At 71.1% G+C, this 16125-nt stretch carries 21 protein-coding genes; 2 read left to right on the forward strand and 19 right to left on the reverse strand.

From position 1 onward, the window contains the following. The 10 genes from AMIR_RS16240 to AMIR_RS16285 all read right to left on the reverse strand — a co-directional run bounded on the left by AMIR_RS16240 (window position 1) and on the right by AMIR_RS16285 (window position 5976). Window positions 1–984, reverse strand: coding sequence for a phage tail protein (locus tag AMIR_RS16240; RefSeq protein ID WP_143760749.1), 984 nt, complete (start codon window positions 982–984; stop codon window positions 1–3). Further along, window positions 954–2762, reverse strand: coding sequence for a hypothetical protein (locus tag AMIR_RS35795; RefSeq protein WP_015802045.1), 1809 nt, complete (start codon window positions 2760–2762; stop codon window positions 954–956). The genes AMIR_RS16240 and AMIR_RS35795 overlap by 31 nt, the downstream gene beginning before the upstream one ends. 144 nt (window positions 2763–2906) lie before the next feature. Next, window positions 2907–3236, reverse strand: coding sequence for a hypothetical protein (locus AMIR_RS16250; RefSeq protein WP_015802046.1), 330 nt, complete (start codon window positions 3234–3236; stop codon window positions 2907–2909). 53 nt (window positions 3237–3289) lie between these two features. Then, a complete protein-coding gene (locus AMIR_RS16255) occupies window positions 3290–3586 on the reverse strand; it encodes a hypothetical protein (RefSeq protein ID WP_041836798.1) in 297 nt (98 codons plus the stop codon). Beyond that, window positions 3583–4206, reverse strand: coding sequence for a phage tail tube protein (locus AMIR_RS16260; RefSeq protein ID WP_015802048.1), 624 nt, complete (start codon window positions 4204–4206; stop codon window positions 3583–3585). The genes AMIR_RS16255 and AMIR_RS16260 overlap by 4 nt, the downstream gene beginning before the upstream one ends. Beyond that, window positions 4197–4646 carry a hypothetical protein gene (locus AMIR_RS16265; protein WP_015802049.1) on the reverse strand — a complete coding sequence of 150 codons (450 nt, stop codon included), beginning with the start codon at window positions 4644–4646 and terminating at the stop codon, window positions 4197–4199. The genes AMIR_RS16260 and AMIR_RS16265 overlap by 10 nt, the downstream gene beginning before the upstream one ends. Next, window positions 4643–4963 carry a hypothetical protein gene (locus AMIR_RS16270; protein WP_015802050.1) on the reverse strand — a complete coding sequence of 107 codons (321 nt, stop codon included), beginning with the start codon at window positions 4961–4963 and terminating at the stop codon, window positions 4643–4645. Before AMIR_RS16270 ends, AMIR_RS16265 begins: the two co-directional genes overlap by 4 nt. Before the next feature lie 4 nt (window positions 4964–4967). Then, entirely contained in the window at window positions 4968–5273 is a 306-nt protein-coding gene (locus tag AMIR_RS16275) for a hypothetical protein (protein WP_015802051.1), read from the reverse strand. A 155-nt stretch (window positions 5274–5428) separates the two neighbouring features. Then, a complete protein-coding gene (locus tag AMIR_RS16280; protein ID WP_015802052.1) occupies window positions 5429–5794 on the reverse strand; it encodes a hypothetical protein in 366 nt (121 codons plus the stop codon). Further along, complete coding sequence (locus AMIR_RS16285) at window positions 5791–5976, reverse strand: hypothetical protein (RefSeq protein WP_015802053.1); 186 nt, start codon at window positions 5974–5976, stop codon at window positions 5791–5793. Before AMIR_RS16285 ends, AMIR_RS16280 begins: the two co-directional genes overlap by 4 nt. 192 nt (window positions 5977–6168) lie before the next feature. On the opposite strand from AMIR_RS16285, the gene AMIR_RS40325 reads away from it, so the two are divergent. Continuing rightward, window positions 6169–6330, forward strand: a complete 162-nt coding sequence (locus tag AMIR_RS40325) for a hypothetical protein (RefSeq protein ID WP_187313520.1) — start codon at window positions 6169–6171, stop codon at window positions 6328–6330. Window positions 6331–6338: 8 nt separating this feature from the next. On the opposite strand, the gene AMIR_RS16295 is transcribed toward AMIR_RS40325, so the two are convergent. From AMIR_RS16295 to AMIR_RS16310, 4 genes are all read right to left on the reverse strand, one after another. Then, window positions 6339–7328, reverse strand: a complete 990-nt coding sequence (locus AMIR_RS16295; RefSeq protein ID WP_015802055.1) for an SU10 major capsid protein — start codon at window positions 7326–7328, stop codon at window positions 6339–6341. A gap of 113 nt (window positions 7329–7441) precedes the next feature. Then, a complete protein-coding gene (locus AMIR_RS35800; RefSeq protein ID WP_015802056.1) occupies window positions 7442–7801 on the reverse strand; it encodes a hypothetical protein in 360 nt (119 codons plus the stop codon). Window positions 7802–8409: 608 nt separating this feature from the next. Continuing rightward, window positions 8410–9375 (reverse strand): hypothetical protein, encoded by a 966-nt coding sequence (locus tag AMIR_RS35805; RefSeq protein ID WP_015802057.1) that lies wholly within the window; start codon window positions 9373–9375, stop codon window positions 8410–8412. Between the two features lie 5 nt (window positions 9376–9380). Further along, entirely contained in the window at window positions 9381–10850 is a 1470-nt protein-coding gene (locus AMIR_RS16310; RefSeq protein WP_015802058.1) for a phage portal protein, read from the reverse strand. 153 nt (window positions 10851–11003) lie between these two features. On the opposite strand from AMIR_RS16310, the gene AMIR_RS39235 reads away from it, so the two are divergent. Then, entirely contained in the window at window positions 11004–11831 is an 828-nt protein-coding gene (locus AMIR_RS39235) for a hypothetical protein (RefSeq protein WP_015802059.1), read from the forward strand. A gap of 1 nt (window position 11832) precedes the next feature. Here the strand turns inward: AMIR_RS39235 and AMIR_RS16315 are convergent, their stop codons facing one another. The 5 genes from AMIR_RS16315 to AMIR_RS39240 form a co-directional block, all read right to left on the reverse strand. Next, entirely contained in the window at window positions 11833–13473 is a 1641-nt protein-coding gene (locus tag AMIR_RS16315) for a terminase large subunit (protein ID WP_015802060.1), read from the reverse strand. An 88-nt stretch (window positions 13474–13561) separates the two neighbouring features. Next, window positions 13562–14023 (reverse strand): phage terminase small subunit P27 family, encoded by a 462-nt coding sequence (locus AMIR_RS16320; protein WP_015802061.1) that lies wholly within the window; start codon window positions 14021–14023, stop codon window positions 13562–13564. A gap of 126 nt (window positions 14024–14149) precedes the next feature. Next, a complete protein-coding gene (locus tag AMIR_RS16325; protein ID WP_015802062.1) occupies window positions 14150–14563 on the reverse strand; it encodes a hypothetical protein in 414 nt (137 codons plus the stop codon). Continuing rightward, on the reverse strand, window positions 14547–15128 hold the full coding sequence (locus AMIR_RS16330; protein ID WP_015802063.1) for an adenine nucleotide alpha hydrolase family protein: 582 nt from the start codon (window positions 15126–15128) through the stop codon (window positions 14547–14549). Before AMIR_RS16330 ends, AMIR_RS16325 begins: the two co-directional genes overlap by 17 nt. Window positions 15129–15319: 191 nt before the next feature. After that, on the reverse strand, window positions 15320–15592 hold the full coding sequence (locus tag AMIR_RS39240; protein ID WP_015802064.1) for a hypothetical protein: 273 nt from the start codon (window positions 15590–15592) through the stop codon (window positions 15320–15322). Between the last annotated feature and the right edge of the window lie 533 nt (window positions 15593–16125).

Genomic DNA, 16125 nt, shown 5'->3' on the forward strand with positions numbered 1-16125 from the left:
TCACCTCCTGGCCAGGGAGCGGTTTCCCTCGGCGGTGGCGCGGGCGATCTCGACCGCGCCCACCCGCACGATCACGGGCCGCTCGGCCAGTCGTCGCACGGCGTCGGTGAACGCGGCCAGGTCCTCGCCCCGCACGGCGGCACCCGTGGTGGTGGCGCGGGCGGGGGCGGCGGGTTCGACGGTGGCGATCATGGCGGGCAGGGAGTCCGTCAGGTCCGTTAGGTAGCGGCGCACCTGTGGCTCTCCGGCGGCCAGGCCCTCCGTGAAGCCGCGCATGATGAGCTTTCCGTTGCCGCGCAACAGGACCCGGTCCCGTGCGGGCGGTCCCTTCCACTCGGGCAACATGTCCGTCAAGCTGCCCAACTTCTCCTCGACCCACCCCCACCCGATCTCGAACCCGCGAACGAGGCCCTTGATCAGGTTCTTTCCGGCCTCGACCAGCAACCCACCGACGTCCGCGAACAGGTCGAAGATCTTTTCCGGCAGGTCCGCGAGCATGGTCATCAGGTCCACGACCAGCAGTTTCGTGGTCGCGACGATCAGGTCCCAGGTGCCACCGAGGAAGTCCTTCAGGCCGGTCCAGGCGCGCTGCCAGTCGCCGGTGATCAACCCGACGGCCATGTCGATGACGCCTTGGAGGGCGCGGAGCGCGCCGTCGACGATCTCCACCAAGCGCGCGAAGACCGGCATCACGACGCCGTCGACCAGCCACGTCAGGGTGGGCATGAGCTTGTCGACCAGCACGGCCGCCGCCGTGGTCGTGGCCACGGCCATGGACGTCACCGTCTCGGTCGCCCGGACGACCAGCGGCACCCAATCGGTGATCAACTTGAGCAGCGGCGGAAGCAGCAGGTCGACCAACTGCCGCACCGGCGTGATCAGGGGCGCGAGCCCACCGACGACGAGCCCGAGCAGCGCTTGTGTCAGCGGCGCTACCAGCGGGATCAGGGCGATCAAGGTCTCGCCCAGCACATCACCGAGCAACTGTCCGATTTGGACGAGGGCGGTGTGGCGGCCGAGAGCCCGGTGGTCAGCGCCCAGCCCAGCTGGACGATCCCGTCGAGCAGTACCGGCAGCACCGGCAGCAGGGGGCGTAGCGCGGCGTCGAGCAGTTTGCCCAGGGTGGTGACGAGCACGAGGGCCAGCGGCAGCAGGGCCGACAGCGCCGCCAGCAGGTTCCTGCCGAGCAGGTCGGCCACGGGCGTGGCCACGGTGAGCAGCTGCGCGAACAGCGGGGCCAGGACCCGGAGGACCTGCGAGACGAACTGTCCAAAAAGGATGATCAGTGGGGCCAGGCTCTGCGCCATCCCGACCAGGTCGGGGGTCAGGCTGGTGATCCCGGAGACCAGGCCGTGCCCGACGACCTCGGCGACGACCTGGCGCAGGGCCGGTGCCAGCGCGTCGACCAGACCGGCGAGCAGCCCCAGGGCTGGCACGAACAGCGAGGCCGCGACCTGGGCGACGGTGGCCAGCAACGGCACCAGCGCCAGCAGGAGTTTCGCGACCGGTTCGAGAGCGGGTGCCATCGACCCGAGCGCCTGGCCGACCACGGGGCCGAGCTGGGCGATCGCGGGCGCGAGGACCCCGGCGAAGAGCTGGCCCAGGACCACGACGAGCGGCGCCGCGCCCACGACTGCGGCGTGCAGACCGCCAAAGACCTGATCGAGCACACCCGCGCCCTGCGCCGAGCGCAGATAATTCGCCATCCCCTCGGACAGCGCCGCCAACGTGCCCAGCAGGCCCGCTCCCTGGGAGTTGGCCGCCGACAGGACCGCGAACAGGGAGGAAGCGAGGTTGCCCAGGATCGTGCCCAGGTCGCCCACCGCGTTGAACCCGTTGTCCAGCCAGGTGTTCAGCTGGCCGGACTCGCGGGCGGCGGAGGTGAACGAGGCCAGCCGGGTGGTGGACTCGCCCACGCGGGTGGCGAAGCCGGGCAGGAAATCGCTGCCCACCACCGAGACGTCGATGAGCGCGGCCACCAGCGGGATGGCCGCCTCGGAGAGCTGGCGCACGGCGGTGGAGGTGTTGCCCAGCACGTGCCGCACGTCCTCGGCGGTGCCCGCCCGCTCGGCGAAGGAGCCGGCCTTGAGCGCGGCGGCGTTGTAGCCGCCCGCGATCGAGGACAGCTCCCGGCGCAGCATCGGCAGGTAGCGCTGCCCGAGCCCATTGACCTGCTGTCCGAGTCCGGCGAACAGGCTCGACTGCACGTCCAGGCGCAGCCCGTCCAGCTCCGGCTTGAGGGCCCGCGCGGCGTCGGCGGTCTCGCGCATCGGCGGCGCGAACCGCTCGATCGCTTTCGCGTACTCCTCGGGACTCTCCGCCTTGAGCGCGTCGCCCAGGCCCTCCACGCCGAGCGTGAGCGTCTTGACCGCGACGGCGGCGGCGGCGATCCCGGCCGCGGGCAGCACCAGCAACGAGCCCGCGGCGGTCCCGGCCGCCGCGCCGAGCCCGCCCACCAGCCCCACCGTCTCGCTCAGCGCGGCGGCCATCGACGTGTACTTCAGGGGCGCGCCGCCGACCGCCGTGGTGTGCGCGGTCAGCGCCCCGGTGGAGCGGGTGACCGCCCGCGAGAGCAGGCCCAGCCCTCGCGCCGACGCGCCCACCGAGCGGTCCAGCGCGGCACGGATGGAGACGCTGTGCCCGGACATCAAGCGCTTGAGCGCGCCGAACTCGGCGCGGGCCGGTGCGGAGTCCAGCTCCGCCAACAGCTTCAGCGCGGCCTTGTCACCCTCGCGGGCCAGCGCGGCCAGTTGCCCGCGCACCAACGCGGTCTGGATCTGCGCGCCCAGCGAGATGTTCGGGGCGCCGCGCTCGGCGTCGTTGATCTGCTCACGGACGTGCCGCCCGAGCCCTTGCAGGCTCGGCAGGATCTTCAGGTAGGCGTGGCCGACGGTCGCCAGGGGGCATCACGCCCCGCGCATCCACACCGCGATCTCGCGCAGCGACCGTGTTTCCGGTTCGGGCTCACCTCCTCCCGGTGTGGGAGGGGTGGCGGTGCCCAGGTCCAGCGGGGAGGCCAGCGCTTCCTCGGGCACGGTGGACCCGAGCGCGCTCGCGATCGTGGCCCACAGCAGCGTCACGCGGCGCTCCAGCGCGGCGAGCAGGAGTTCGGTGCGCGTCCATCCGGTATCGGGGCCGAGCGCGCGCCACACGGCGGCGTCTGCGGGTAGCGCCGCCACGACTGCGCACACCCGTCGGAACGACAGGTTCCCGGTGTAGAGGTCGAGCAGGTCCAAGCCGTACCGCAGCAGGTCGGCCTCCAGAGCGTCGGAGGTGGCGTCGCCCGCGATCAGGCGGGCGACGCAGAACGGTTTCCCCGCCCCAACTCCCGCATGATCGTCTGGGAGAAGTCCTCCGCGTCCCCGGCGGTCCGGGCGAGGTCGCGCCAGGTCAGGTACTGCTGATCGCCCAGGATCAGCCGCAGCGAGTGCAGCATCCGCCCCTCCTCCTCGGCCTCGATCGCGGCCAGCGGGAACTCCGACGCGGAGGGCAGCACGAAGCGCTTGCCGCGCCACATCACCGCCTGCTCGCTGCGGGCGGGCGCGGGCGGGCGGCTGGTGGCCTCGCGGCGCTGGTGACGGCTCAACGGGTCTCCTTGGTGGTGAGGGTGCCGCCGCCGGGCGCGGTGGCCAGCACGGCGGGGTCGTCGGTCAGCCACACCGCCAGGGTGGTGCCGCTGGTGGGGGCGAGCGCGGCGAACGTGAGTCCCCACCTGGCTTCCTGGGTGCGCGACCACTGGGAGTCCTGGGTCTCGGAGACCTCCGCACGCGGCAGGTAGAGGCGGTGGTGGTAGACCTCGGTCGGGGAGATGGCGTCGGTCCAGTCCACGCACAGCGCCCGCTCGTCCCCGCGCGGGACACTGCTGATCTCGGCACGGTAGTTCTTCGCCCCGGCGGAGGTCTCGGCGAACACCAGGCCGCCGAAGTAGACGCCGAGCACGACGCCCTTGGTCTCCTGAAACGTGGAGGCCACGGTGAGTTCCTGGCTGGTGTAGATGTAGCGCGCCGGGCTGAGCTGCTGCCAGTGCTTCACGCCCTCCTTCTCCACCGCGCGGCGCACCGTCACGCCGTCCTCGGTGGACAGGCCCAACCCGATCCACGGCGCGGGAAGGGGGATTCCGGCTTCGGGCGGTTCGGGGGTGCCGGGTGGGGCGAGGCTGATCTCCCCGGTGCCGGGGACGCGGACGAGGGCGGGGCTCAGGGCCAAGCGTGGCCTCCTGGGGGTCGGTGGGCGGGGGTGCGGGCGCGCACCACGGCGGCGGCGGTAGCCAGCGGGCGGGCGGTGTGCGGGTCGATGCCGGACAGCGGTCCGATGACCGGGTCGCCGCCGAGCAGGCCGGGTGCGGGGACGGGGACGCACAGCAGCGCCAGCGCCACGGCGAGCGCGGCCTTGGCCTCGTGCTCGGTGCGGTGCCAGCAGGTCAGCCGGACCACCGCGCGCTGCACGGCGGGCCAGGTCCAGGTGTGGGAGTCCTCGGCCACCAGCAGCCACGGCAGCGAAGGGGGGCCGCCGTCAGGGCCGTCACCCACCCGTGTGGCCACCCGGATGCCCGCCACGGCGGGCTCGGCGCGGGCGGTCAGCAGCGGGCGCAGAGCGCGCACCACCAGATCGGCCACGTCCACCGGGACCGGCAACGCGCCGGTCACGACGCCCCGCCGTCCTCCAGGCCCGCGACCTCCAGCCCTGCGGCCTCCGCACTGCGCTTGAGCAGCCCGTACCGCGCTTCCATGCCCATCCCAGCCGGGTGCGGCACGGCCACGGTGGTGCCCACGCGATCGCGGCCGGGGTCGTCGAAGACCTCGACCGGCAACGACTCGCCGGAGGTGACGCGGCGTGCGGCGCCGCGCGCGGTCGCGGCGACCTGCTCGGCCACCTCGTGCACCGCCGAGGCGAACCCGGCGGAGAGCAGCAGCTCCCGCACACCGTCCGAGTCGACCCGGAAGCCCTCGAACGCACCGGCCACGCGATCACCCCCGCACGTGCTTGAGGCGGGCCTGGTAGGAGGTCAGGCCGAACCGGGGGGTGTACTCGGACAGGCCGTCCACCTCGTAGGTGCGGCCCTTCCACTCGACGTGGTCGTGCTCGGTGAGGTGGTCGAAGGTGACCAGCTCCAGCCGGGAGACGATCGTGCGGCGACCCGGTTCGGCGGACTCGGTGGACCCAACGGGGGTGAGCCGTCCCCAGCCGACGCGGCGGGCGGCGTCGGGGCCGTAGTCGAAGGTCGGGGTGGGGTTGTCGTAGGCGTCGGGGACCGGGACGGGGGTGATGATCACGATGCGGTGGGGAAACCGGATGGCTGCTCCGATCAGGTGGGATGCGTCGGGGACGGTCAAGGCAACCGGATCGGTCGCCGATAGGACGGGAAGACAGCGCCGGTTCCACCCCCTGGACCGGCGCTGTCCGCGTGCACGGGCAGGAACGGACGTAGTCAGCCGGGCCAGATGGAGAACGCGCCGCGCGGCGCGGGCAGCGGCGGGCGCAGCAGCTCCAGTTCGTCCTCGGTGAGGTAGAGGCCGCCGCCGTCGTGCGCGGCCACGCGGCTGTGCGCGCCCACGGTCTCGGAGCGGTTGCCGTCCGGCGGGGCCGCCAGCGCGCGCAGCACGGCAGTGGCGATCACGCCGGGCGCGGTGGCTGGGGGTGGGGCGGGCAGCTCGGGCACGCGGGCGCGCGCGACCGCCGAGGCGTCCGCGATCAATACCGCCGCGCGCGCCCGCTGCTCCTCGGTCAACTCGACCTCGGTGCGGGCCTGGACGTCGGCCACGGTCGCCAACGGGGTGGGCTCGGGCGAGGTCACGGCCGCTCGGGTGCGACGTCCTTGGGCGGGCGGCCACCGGCGGCCCTGACCCCCAGCTCGGAGGGCAGTCCGCGCAGCGCCTCGGCAGTGGTCTTGTCGATCACCTCGGCCTCGCCGTCCACGAAGGTCACCCCCAGGTCGTGGATCAGGAGCTGCTTGTATCGGGTGCTGGTGAACTTCATGGCTTCCCTGTGGGTCGGGGCAGGATGACTGCGCGCAGCACGCATGGGACACTGGAGGTGGGAAGCTATCCTGACCGCAAAAATGGTTATTAGACCAGATCGGGATTGACAACCTCCCCCTCCGAAGAGTAGTGCTCGTTACTTCTGGAGGGCTCGATGTGGGTGTGGATAATCGCGGGTTACGCGGGGATCGTGCTTTTCATCGCTGGTGCCGCCGCGTTCGTGGCGATCTTCCACAGGAATAAGGCGCGACGAGACGATGCCTTCAAGGTGCTGAAGCTCGTTCTGGGCGCGACGGGCGTCGGCGCGGTGGTGATGTTCGCAGTCCGGCTGCACGAGGCGGGCCTGTGGTGACCGGCCGCCTAACCAGTGACCGGGCCGGTGGTCAGGCCGGTGATCTTGCCGTGGGCGATCTCCGGCCCGTACTCCAGGCCGATCTCCCCGTAGATGTGCACGCGGTCCGACGCGCCAGTCTTGGCCAGCGGCTCGGAGAACAAGAAGCCGGAGCCTGGCTTCTCCAGCATCACGGGCGCGCACTGCTCCAGCGACACCACCTGCACCGCGTCGGCGGGCATGTGGCGGTTGAGCATGATGTTGACGCGACCGAAGTCCGTCTCGATGGTCGAGACGCTGACGCCGCCGACGTTGCGCGTCTGCTCCTGGTAGTTCTTCCGGGTGACGAACTCGTCGGTCAGGCGGCGCTTCTGCCACGCCCCGCACATCAGCGTGGCCGTCTCGCTGATCTGGATGCCGCCGTTCTCCCAGACCTTCTGCAACAGGTCGATCACCATCGACTCGGTCAGCGGCGTCGGGGTGGAGTTGGTGATCACGTTGGTGCGGGTGGCCTCCAGGATGCCCCTGGTCTTGCGTACCGTGGAGTTGTCGGTGGGCTCCTGGTACCGGCCGACGAGGAAGGTGGCTTCCACGTCGCGGGCGATCTGCACCAGCGCCTGTTGGGTCTGCCAGTCCATCTCGTTGGCCACGGCGTTGGTGCCGCCGATCGCGGCGGCGTTCGGGTTGGCCGCGCCGGTCCCGGCGAACATGGCCTGCGTGGCCTGGCGGGTGTAGGTCACGCCCACGCTCTCCTGGTGGATCTCCACCACGTTGCGCTCCTGGCCACGGATGCGGCCCTCGGCGGGCGGGGCGTCCGCACCCTCGGCGCGCTGACGGTCGGGGTCCGGCGGACGCAGGTCGTACACGGTCCAGGTGTGGATCACGGCGGTCGCCCGCCGACCGCCGGTCAGACCGCCGATCGCGGACAGGAACGGCGTGTCGCTGGGGGTGAGCGAGAACAACTCGCCCACGAAGTTCGGCGCGTTGTAGGTGTTGGCGATGTCGCGGATACCGGGCAAGAAAGTCCTTACAGGGCAAGGACTTCGACACCGCACAGCGACACAGGGGCGCGGGGTCCGCGCCCCTGGGAGGTGGCGGTGCCGAAGTCGAGGGGGACGGGAAGGTGGCGGGGTCAGCGCCGCGCGCGGGCCTGCTCGGCAAGGCGCTGGTTCTTGAGGCTGATCGCGGAGATCCAGTCGCCTCGCGCCTCGGCCTCGCGGATCTGCTCGGCGACGCCGGAAGGTCCGCCGGAGCGCTGGCCCTGCGAGGGGTCGGGGGCGGGGCGGCGCGGGCCGTCGACGCGGGCCAGGTGCGGGCGCTGGGCGAGCACCGCGCCGAGGTCGGCGGTGATGGCGGCGGTGTCGATCCGGCCGTCCTCGGTGAGGTAGCGGTCCCGCTCGTCCAGGTAGCGCGGCGCATCGGTGGGATCGGCCCACCCTGTGGCGGCGGCGCGGATCTCCGCGTCCACCGCCACCCGCCGCAACGCGACCAACTGCGCCTCGGCGGCCGTGGCCCGCTCCGCCGCGCGCTCGGCGTCGGACTTGTTCGCCGCCTCGATCTCGTCTAGGCGGGCGGCCTTGTCGCGGTGCTCCCGCGCCTTGGCCTCGGCACCGGTCAGCTTCGTGCGGGTCTGCTCATACAGCGCCCGGTAGTCCGGTTCGCTGGGCTGGCCGGTGCCCTCCGGCAGTCGGGTCGAGGTGGGGTCGGTTGGTGGCGGGGTGGCCGGGGGCGGCTGTGCAGGCGTTTCCGGGAGCGGAGGGGTGGCGGTGTCGATCAGGGAAAACCCCTTTCTGCGGTGCGGACAGGGTCCGGCTGTGGGAAGGTCCGCGCATGGGGAAGCAGTCAGGTCGAGCGAGCGTGCTCATGGGGGCGACGCTGCTGGCGACCTCGGCTGGAGCACAGGTCATGGCCGGTATGAATGGTGCGCCCACTGCGTGGCAGGTGTTGTGGTTGGTGGGCACGATGACCACCGGGTGGGGTGGTGCTCTGCTGTCTGGGGGACAAGCGGCTTTTCAAAAAAAGCTCTGACTCAGCCGCGCGCGCGGCTGGGGTTCATCCCCACGCGCGCGGGGATGAACCCCGGCAGCGCACTTCTCCTCATCAGCGCAGGTAGCCGAACCTGCGTAGCTGCCTGGCCAGCTCCTCCCGGTCCCCGTCCACGGCGTCGACGAGTTGGGCAGCGGTCGGTCGGGCGACCTGGCTGCGGCGGTACCGGCCGCCGGACTTGGCCAGCGCGCCGAGCTGACGGCCGACGCCACGCGTGGTGGTGGCCTCGCGGGTGAACTCGTGCCCGCCCGCCACGTATAGCTGACCGGCGCGGCGGGAGTTGACCACGCGGCCGAGGTCGGCCCCGGCCCGGATCGCGGCGGCGTCCCCGCGCCCGAACACCCGCTCCTGTTGGTCGCGGCTCATCGAGTCGAACAGCGCGCGAGGTCCGGCGGCCTGGTGGCGCTGCCCGGCGGTGACCGGCCGCATGGAGCAGTCGCAGCGCGGATGGCGTGGAAATCCTGTGGTGAACCGGTAGACCCGGCCCGCGAGCAGGATGCAACGCCCGCACGCGGGCAGGGTCACCGTCCTGACGTAACCGGTCACGGCGGGCTCGACCACGCAGGCGACGTGCAGCGCCGAGCGCGCGGCGTCGGCGGTCTCGGTGGCCACGTAGGTCAGCAGCCGGGACAACCACATCTGGCGGGCCTCGGTGTCGGGCACGTCGGCGGCCAGCGCGCGCCGGTAGCGGCCGAAGGCGAAGTCCAGCAGCGATTCCAGCATCATGCCGTTGGCGGACAGCCCGGCGAACGCGCTCGCCACCAGCGCGCCCAGCGGCGCGGACAACGCGCGGGCGGCGGCCAGCGCGCCCGCCACGTACAGCGGCGCCAGCGCTGCCGACTGCTGCTGCACCTGCTCCAGCGCCGCCACCGCGCGCGGACGGACCTGGTCGCTCCACGAGTCGACCGCGTCGCGTCCGTCCAGCAGCCGCCAGGCGTCCTGGGCCTGCACGGCGGCGGCGTGCACGAGCTGTTGGCGTGCCTGGTAGTACTCAGCGTCCAGGGTGGCGACGCTGGTCACGGGCGTCACCTCCCGGACGGCGCTTCCCGGAACTGCACCGCCAGCGACCCGACCTGCTCCGACGAGCGGCGCGGAGCGGGCACGAACACCTGCGGCACCTCGTCGGGGTCGGCGGCAGGTGGCTTGGGCGCGAACTCCCCGGCCTGCTCGGCCGGGTCGCCGACTGCGCGGTTGTAGGCCTGGACGTCCTCGGTCTCCATGTCCCGGATCTCCGCGTCGGAGTAGCCCAGCGAGCGCCGGGCCGCACGCCGCGGCAACAGCCGGTCGGCCGAGAACAGCTTGACCGCCGCGTCGGCGCGCTCGGCGATCGTGGGCGTGGACGGGTCGGCCCACATGGTCTCCATGCGCAATGCCTCCTCGGGCACGCGCCCGTCGCGCACCATCAGCACCGTTCGCAGCACCTCGGCCCAGCCGGTGCCGAAGACCCGCTGCCTGCGCTGCGCGCGCTTGATGTGGCGGGACTCCGCCGAGCGGATGCCGTCCGCGCTGGCCGGGTTCTCCGTGGCGTAGCCGAGGTAGTGCGGCGGCAGGCCCGTGATCCCGGCGACCACACGGGCCAGCGCGTTGAGCGTGTTGTGGAAGTTCGACAGGTCGGCCTCGGCGAACTGGCCGACCTGGACCCCGTCGTCCCTGGGGGACTTGGGACTTGCCCACAGGACCCCGGCGACGGCCTCCCACGGGGTGAGCGGATTGCCTTGTGCGTCAACGAAATCGGCTTGATCGAAACCGAGCGCGTACCTTCGCGGCATCGAGTGGTACTCGGCGCTGATCATCATGTCGGTGCAGACCTTGCAGGCCGCGTCGGACAGCGGCAGCACCGACAGCAGCTCGGACCGGCCCAGCCTCGGCGGTGCGCTGCGCCGCCGGGTGCGGGGCCGGTTGACCAGCGGCACCACAGGCACGCGGCCCATTCCGTGCTCGTCGCGGTCGGTCTCGGTCCAGGTGCCGCCGCCGTCCTCGCTGGAGTACCACCGCGTCTCGTGGGGCAGGTAGAGCGTGGCCCAAGACTCGGCGGAGCCGTACTCCCCCTGGTCGGCGGCGTGCTGGCGCTTGAGCGCGGCGCGGACCCGCCGGGTGCGCGGGTCGATGTCCACGTGCACGTCCAGCGGCGACTCCACCGTCACTAGGGGTGCCGCAGCGTCGTCCTCATTGGTGCCGACGATGGCGAACGAGCGGCCCAGCGCGAGTGCGTCGGTGTGGGCCTGCTCGGCGTGCAGGCCGAGTTGGTTGGCCTGCCAGACCTGCCACAGTTCCGCGTCGGCCGCTTGCTGACCGCCGAGACGGAACCCGTTGACGTCCAGTCGTTCCGACAGGCTGTCGACCACGAGTTGCGGCCAGTTGATCACGACCTGTCGCACTCGCCCATCCAGCCGCCGCAGCAGCTCGGGGTGCATGTACGACAGCGACTGCTCGCCCTCGTAGTACGCGTCGAGGGTCTCCAGCTCGGGGAGCTGCGCGTCGTGCGCCCGACTCAACCGGGCTACCCATTCGGTTGAGGTGGGGGCGTGCTTCGTTGTGGCGGCCAGGGGCGACCACCACCCGAAAGGAGGACAAAGTGGCCGTTACATGGACCACGTATTCCGCGATACCTGGATTAACCCGGTCGCAAGCCGCACCTGGAGGGGCGAATGAAACTGATCATGGTGGACGACAGCGAGGAGAAGAACCCTCGTCGTGTCGGCCTCGGGCATCTCGTGGGGGTCGGTGCCGTTGTTTTCCCCGAAGAGGGGGTGGTTTTTTACCGGGATGAGATCCGGAGAATTCGAACCAGATACGGTGTTCCGACGGAGACTGAACTTAAGTGGAGTCCCGACGGTGACAGTTGGTTGAAGTCACCAGCCGGGAGTGCTGTTCGCACCCAGCTTCGGCGTGAAATGCTCCAGCTCGCCCATTACGTCGGGGCGGTCTCCGTGGTAATCGTGTGGAATCGAGGAGACTGTGAATGGTCTGTCGAGGACACGCGAAAGGAGGTACTGAAGTACCTGTACGACAAGGTTTCGCTCTGCGTGCGAGACCTACCAGGCTCTTCGATCGGTCTGGTGATAGCGGACGAGCCGGGAGGCGGGGCTAAGGATCATAAAGCATGGCTGGCTGGCACTCTTCGCCTAACCGAGGCGGGAACTGTTTGGACGAAGCCGGAGCAGATCGCTCTTCCTATCGTGATGGCACCTTCGCATCACGTCTCACATCTTCAGTTGGCAGACCTCGTGGCCGCATCCACTGTGGCAGCCGTTGCGGGAAACCCTTACGCTCTTGAGCTTTTGCCGGACTTGTCGATGATTGCTCACAGGAATAATGCCGGCAGCGTGGGGGGTTCCGGTCTGACGATTTGGCCAAAGGAAAGCGACAATCTCTATCACTATCTTTACGGCGATACGGTGAGGATGCAAAACGGTCGTGGATTTTTGCTGCCCGAACCGTCCTGGCGCTACTCCGTCGACGACGGTCTGAAGTAGATCATCCCAGCACCATCATTCGGTTCGGCTTCTTGGCCTTAGTGCCCCGTAGTGCTAGCCCGGCTAGAGCCATCGACGCCGCAGGCACGGCGTCGATGCGCAGGCCGACTTTGCCGCGTTCCGGCTTGGATGGGCGCAACAGGTCGGGGTCGCCGGGCGGGTGCAGCACCTCGACGTTGTCGAAGCACCACGAGGCGATCGGGTTTCCGTGGTGGGACCAGGTCCGAGCCTTGGTGCGGGCCATGATCTCCGTCATTCCTGGCGTCATGCCCCTGTAGGTCTGCTGGACCGGGTACATCGGCGCGCCCGTGCGCTTCTGGATGCGTTCGCGGGCAGGCTCACCCGACCACTCGTCGTAGCTGATGTCGGCGATGCGCAGCAGAGCGCCGTCCTCGGCGAGGTCGTCGTAGATCGACTCGTAGTCGATCACGTCACCATCGGTGACGCGTAGCCAACCCTGCTCGACCCAGCGGCTGAATTTGCCCTCGTTGCGCTCGTCCAGGAACGCCAGTGCGCCCTCGGGCAACCAGAACCGCCACAGCAGCGAGGGATGCCCGTCGATGCCGTCGGGTACCGCGACACACCAGGCGGTCAGGTCCATCTTGGACGCCAGGTCCAGCCCACCCCAGGCTGGCTTGCGGGCGTGCTGCTCGCGCAGCCAACGGGCGCTGTCGGTCGCGGTGCCCACGCACAGCGCGTACAGGTGCATCGGCATCCAGCGGTGGCTTTGGCCGACCCACTGGTTGCAGCGGAATTGCCGCCATGAGTTCTCCTTGCTGGGGTCGTTCCTGGCCTCCAATGCCTCGTCGCGCAGGCTCTGAACGCTCAGAAAGTCGCCGAGCGCCGGGTTGGCCAGGTGCCACAGCGACTCGTCGAACGGGTCGGCGTCCCGCGAGAGCGCCCGGATGTAGACGAAGCGGTGCGGTGCCCGCGCTGGGTCCGCCTGGATTTTCAGGCACTCGTCGTGCTCAGCCTTGGCGAACGCGCTGCCGGTATCGCCTGCGGTGGTCGCGGCGACCATCAGCGGTTCGGCGCGAGTGCCCATGCCGGTACGCAGCGCGTCCCACAGCCGACCGTCGGGCTGGGTCAGCACCTCGTCGAAGATCACGCCGCTGGGGTTATGGCCGAGGTTGCCGGTGGCGTCAGCGGCAATGACCTCGTAGAACGAACTTGTCTTCTCGTCCACGATCCTCTTGACGTGGTCTTTGACCACTAGCCGCTTGGACAGCACAGGGCTCAGGGCAACCATTCTGGCCTCGACGTCGAAGACCTTGGCGGCCTGGGCGCGGTCCTTGGCCGCGCCGTAGATCTCCGCGCCCTCGACGCCGTCTCCGACGAGCAGGTACAGCGCGACAAACGCCAGCAGCTCGGACTTGCCGTTCTTGCGGGCGATCTCGATCCACGCGATCCGGTACCGGCGGACGTAGTGGGCGGCCTCGTCGTCCCAGCGGACCTCGCCGAACAACGGCCTGACGATCTCCTCCCGCTGCCACTCGGCGAGGATGAACGGCCGCCGGGCCCAGCGGTCCTTGGTGTGGACGCAGATTTCCTCGGCGAACGCCTGCGCGTGGTCGGCGCGCGGCACGCACAGGTGGCTGCCGCGCTTGCGGCAGGTGCGGCCGTCGAAGGTGCGCCCGCACACCGGCCGCGCCCCGCTGGTGGGGGTCTTCGCGGGGTTTCGGGGCGTAGCGGTGCCGGTGCGCGGGCGGGCCTGGGGGGTGGCGTGGGTCTTAGCTGAGGAGGCGGCCCGGCCCGCCCCGTTGGTTCTGGTCGCCGCCCACCTCCACCTTGATGGACTGGCGGTCGGACGGGGTCAGGCCGAAGCGGGCGGCGTACTGGAGGAAGACGCGCTCCGCCTCGGCCTGCACCTGGAGCGCGGGATTCCGCATCAACCCACTGCCGCCCTGCACCAGCAGCGCCGAGCCGTTCACCAGCGCGGTCGCCGAGCGGTAGCGGGCCAGCGCCTCGCACAGGATCAGGAACGCGTCCAGGTCCCAGGCGGTCAACACCCCGCGCTGCTCCAGCCCCGGCGCGAGCCGGTCCCAGATCGCGCGGGCGGCGTCCGAGGCCCAGTCCGGGCAGGTGATCTCCTGCGCGGGCGGCACCGGCTCGGAGTGGTTGATCCGGTCGGCGCGGTCGCCGTGCAGCACGCGCAGGCTGGTCGGCTTGGCCGCAGGGCCGCGTTTGCCCATAGGAGAATCACCACCACCGAGGGGGTCAGGTGCCGCTGCTGCGGCCTCGGGACGGGCTTGCGGCCCGGCGGGTCAGGGTGCGGCGCACGCCTGCGGCCATGCGGGCGAGGCGGTTTCGCATGATGATCACTTCTCCTCTCCGGTGTCGGGGGCGGGCATCGCGACGCCGAGCGCGGCGGCGAAGGCCAAGCCGTCGAGGTACTTGTCGCCGAGGTGGAACAGCCGCGCGGCCTTGAGGAAGCGGTCCTTCTCCTCGCGGGACTTGAAGCACAGGGCGAACCAGAACTCGCTGTCGGTGGCCAGGCGGAACCGCTCGTCCTCGCGGGCGGTGCGCTCGCGGAAGCCGCGGGCGAGGGCGTCCAGCTCCGCGGTCGAGTCGGTGGCCAGGTCGCCGGTGTACTCGACGTCGCCGAACGGGTCGGGCTCGGGTTCGGCGTTGAGCTGGGCGAGCAGGTCGGCCTGCGAGGTCGGCCCGCCGACGGCGGCGGTGGCCTGGAGCTGGGCGAGCAGGTCGCCGTTGGGGTCAGCGGGCGAGGTCACGGCGGAACACCTCCAGGTCGGCGAGCGGGAACCACCGCAAAATCTGCTCGTAGTCGTCGGGGGCGTGGCGCCGCACCGGGTCGAGGAACCGGAAGTCCAGCCCGTCGAAGCTGCGGCCGAACCACTCGTACTCCGGGGGCAGGGGGCAGTGGTGCCGCGCCAGGGCGGCGCGCACGTCGGCGATGCGCCAGTCCCAGACGATGCTGACCTTGCGCAGGTGCTCGCGCTGCGGGCCGTGGGTGACCATCGCCATCCGGCGGTTCGGGCTGTCGGCGGCGCGCACGCCGTCGGCGTTCCACGCCTCGGGCAGGCCGAGATCGGCGCGGATGAGGTCGGACAGCTCCTCGTAGGTGGGTTCGGGCAGTTGGGCGGCCTCGATGACGGCGGCGCGTTCGGGCGGCTGGAACAGCAGGGCGTTGAGCCAGCGGAACAGCGAGGGGTGCGGCAGATTCAGGATCGGCGTGCCGAAGAAGTCCTCGTAGAACTTCAGCGAGTCGTCCACGAACCTCATGCCCGGCACGAGGTACAGGTGGTAGGGCACCACCTCGATCCCGGCCTCGCGCATCGCCAGCCAGGAGGCCAGGCTGTCCTTGCCCCGGCTGAACCCGAGCAGAACCGGTTTCCCCTCGGCGGCCAGCTCGGCGCGGATCTGCTCGGACGGGGTGATCCCGTCGATGGTGATCGGTACGGCGCACCTCCGGTGCTCGTGATGCGTGGCGCATCGGTGATGCGCGGTGCATCACCGGACGCGGTGGTTCAGGGCGCGCTCTCGCGGGCCAGCATCCGGCTGACCGTGGACTGGGCGACCTGCGCGTGCGCGGCGATCTGGTGCTGCGGCGCGCCCAGCTCGAACGCTTGGCGCACAAGGCTTTCGTGCTCGTGCCCCCAGGCGGCGGCCTGGTCGGCGGCCAGCTCCAGGCGCTCCAGCACGGCGGCCAGCTCCCGCCCCTGTTCGCTGTCCGGGTGGACCGGTCGGCGGACGTGGGTGCGGCGCTGCCGGAAACCTGACCGGCCGGAATCGGGCCTCAATGGCTTGTGCCCTCCCAACGGCCTGAGGGGTCACCCCCCTGGGGTGCTCTCGCGCCCGAGGCGGCCGGTCACGGGGTGTTCCAGCCTCCTCGGGTGCGGGGGTCCCTGGCGGTGGTCCGGGCGTGGCACGGCCCGCACAGCCCTCGGCCCCGGTCGGGGTCATCGGGGTCCAGTCCTGCGGCCACCAGTTCCCGGCGGGTGAGCGGCCAGTGGTCGGCCACGGTGGAAGGGGCGGAGCACCCGGTGCCGGGATGGTCGGGACAGTCGGTGAGGTCGCAGCGGCACACCCGGTCACCGGGCCGGGCCAGCACTCCCGGTCGGAAGCGTGAGCGGTGTCCGGCGGTGTAGCCGCGCTGCGCGCTGGTGCCGTGCGCCAGGCGGGCACGGCGGCGGCAGTGCGGGCACATCCCCCGCCCGCCGCTGGTGGTGTTCGGACAGCCGGGGCGGGAGCAGGTGCGGAGCGGGCGGGAAGGCACGGGCGAACCCCCTTGCGCCGAGCACGGGACTGCCCCCGGCGGGTGCCGGGGGCAGTC

The sequence above is a fragment of the Actinosynnema mirum DSM 43827 genome (genome assembly GCF_000023245.1).
In the GTDB taxonomy this organism is placed as follows: Bacteria; Actinomycetota; Actinomycetes; order Mycobacteriales; family Pseudonocardiaceae; genus Actinosynnema; species Actinosynnema mirum.

What these genes read in the sequence shown, in the direction of transcription:
- AMIR_RS16285 (WP_015802053.1), bottom strand. Translation starts at nt 5,976, where the DNA reads ATGAAGTTCACCAGCACCCGATACAAGCAGCTCCTGATCCACGACCTG.
- AMIR_RS16320 (WP_015802061.1), bottom strand. Translation starts at nt 14,023, where the DNA reads ATGGGCAAACGCGGCCCTGCGGCCAAGCCGACCAGCCTGCGCGTGCTG.
- AMIR_RS39235 (WP_015802059.1), top strand. Translation starts at nt 11,004, where the DNA reads ATGAAACTGATCATGGTGGACGACAGCGAGGAGAAGAACCCTCGTCGT.
- AMIR_RS16330 (WP_015802063.1), bottom strand. Translation starts at nt 15,128, where the DNA reads ATGCGCGAGGCCGGGATCGAGGTGGTGCCCTACCACCTGTACCTCGTG.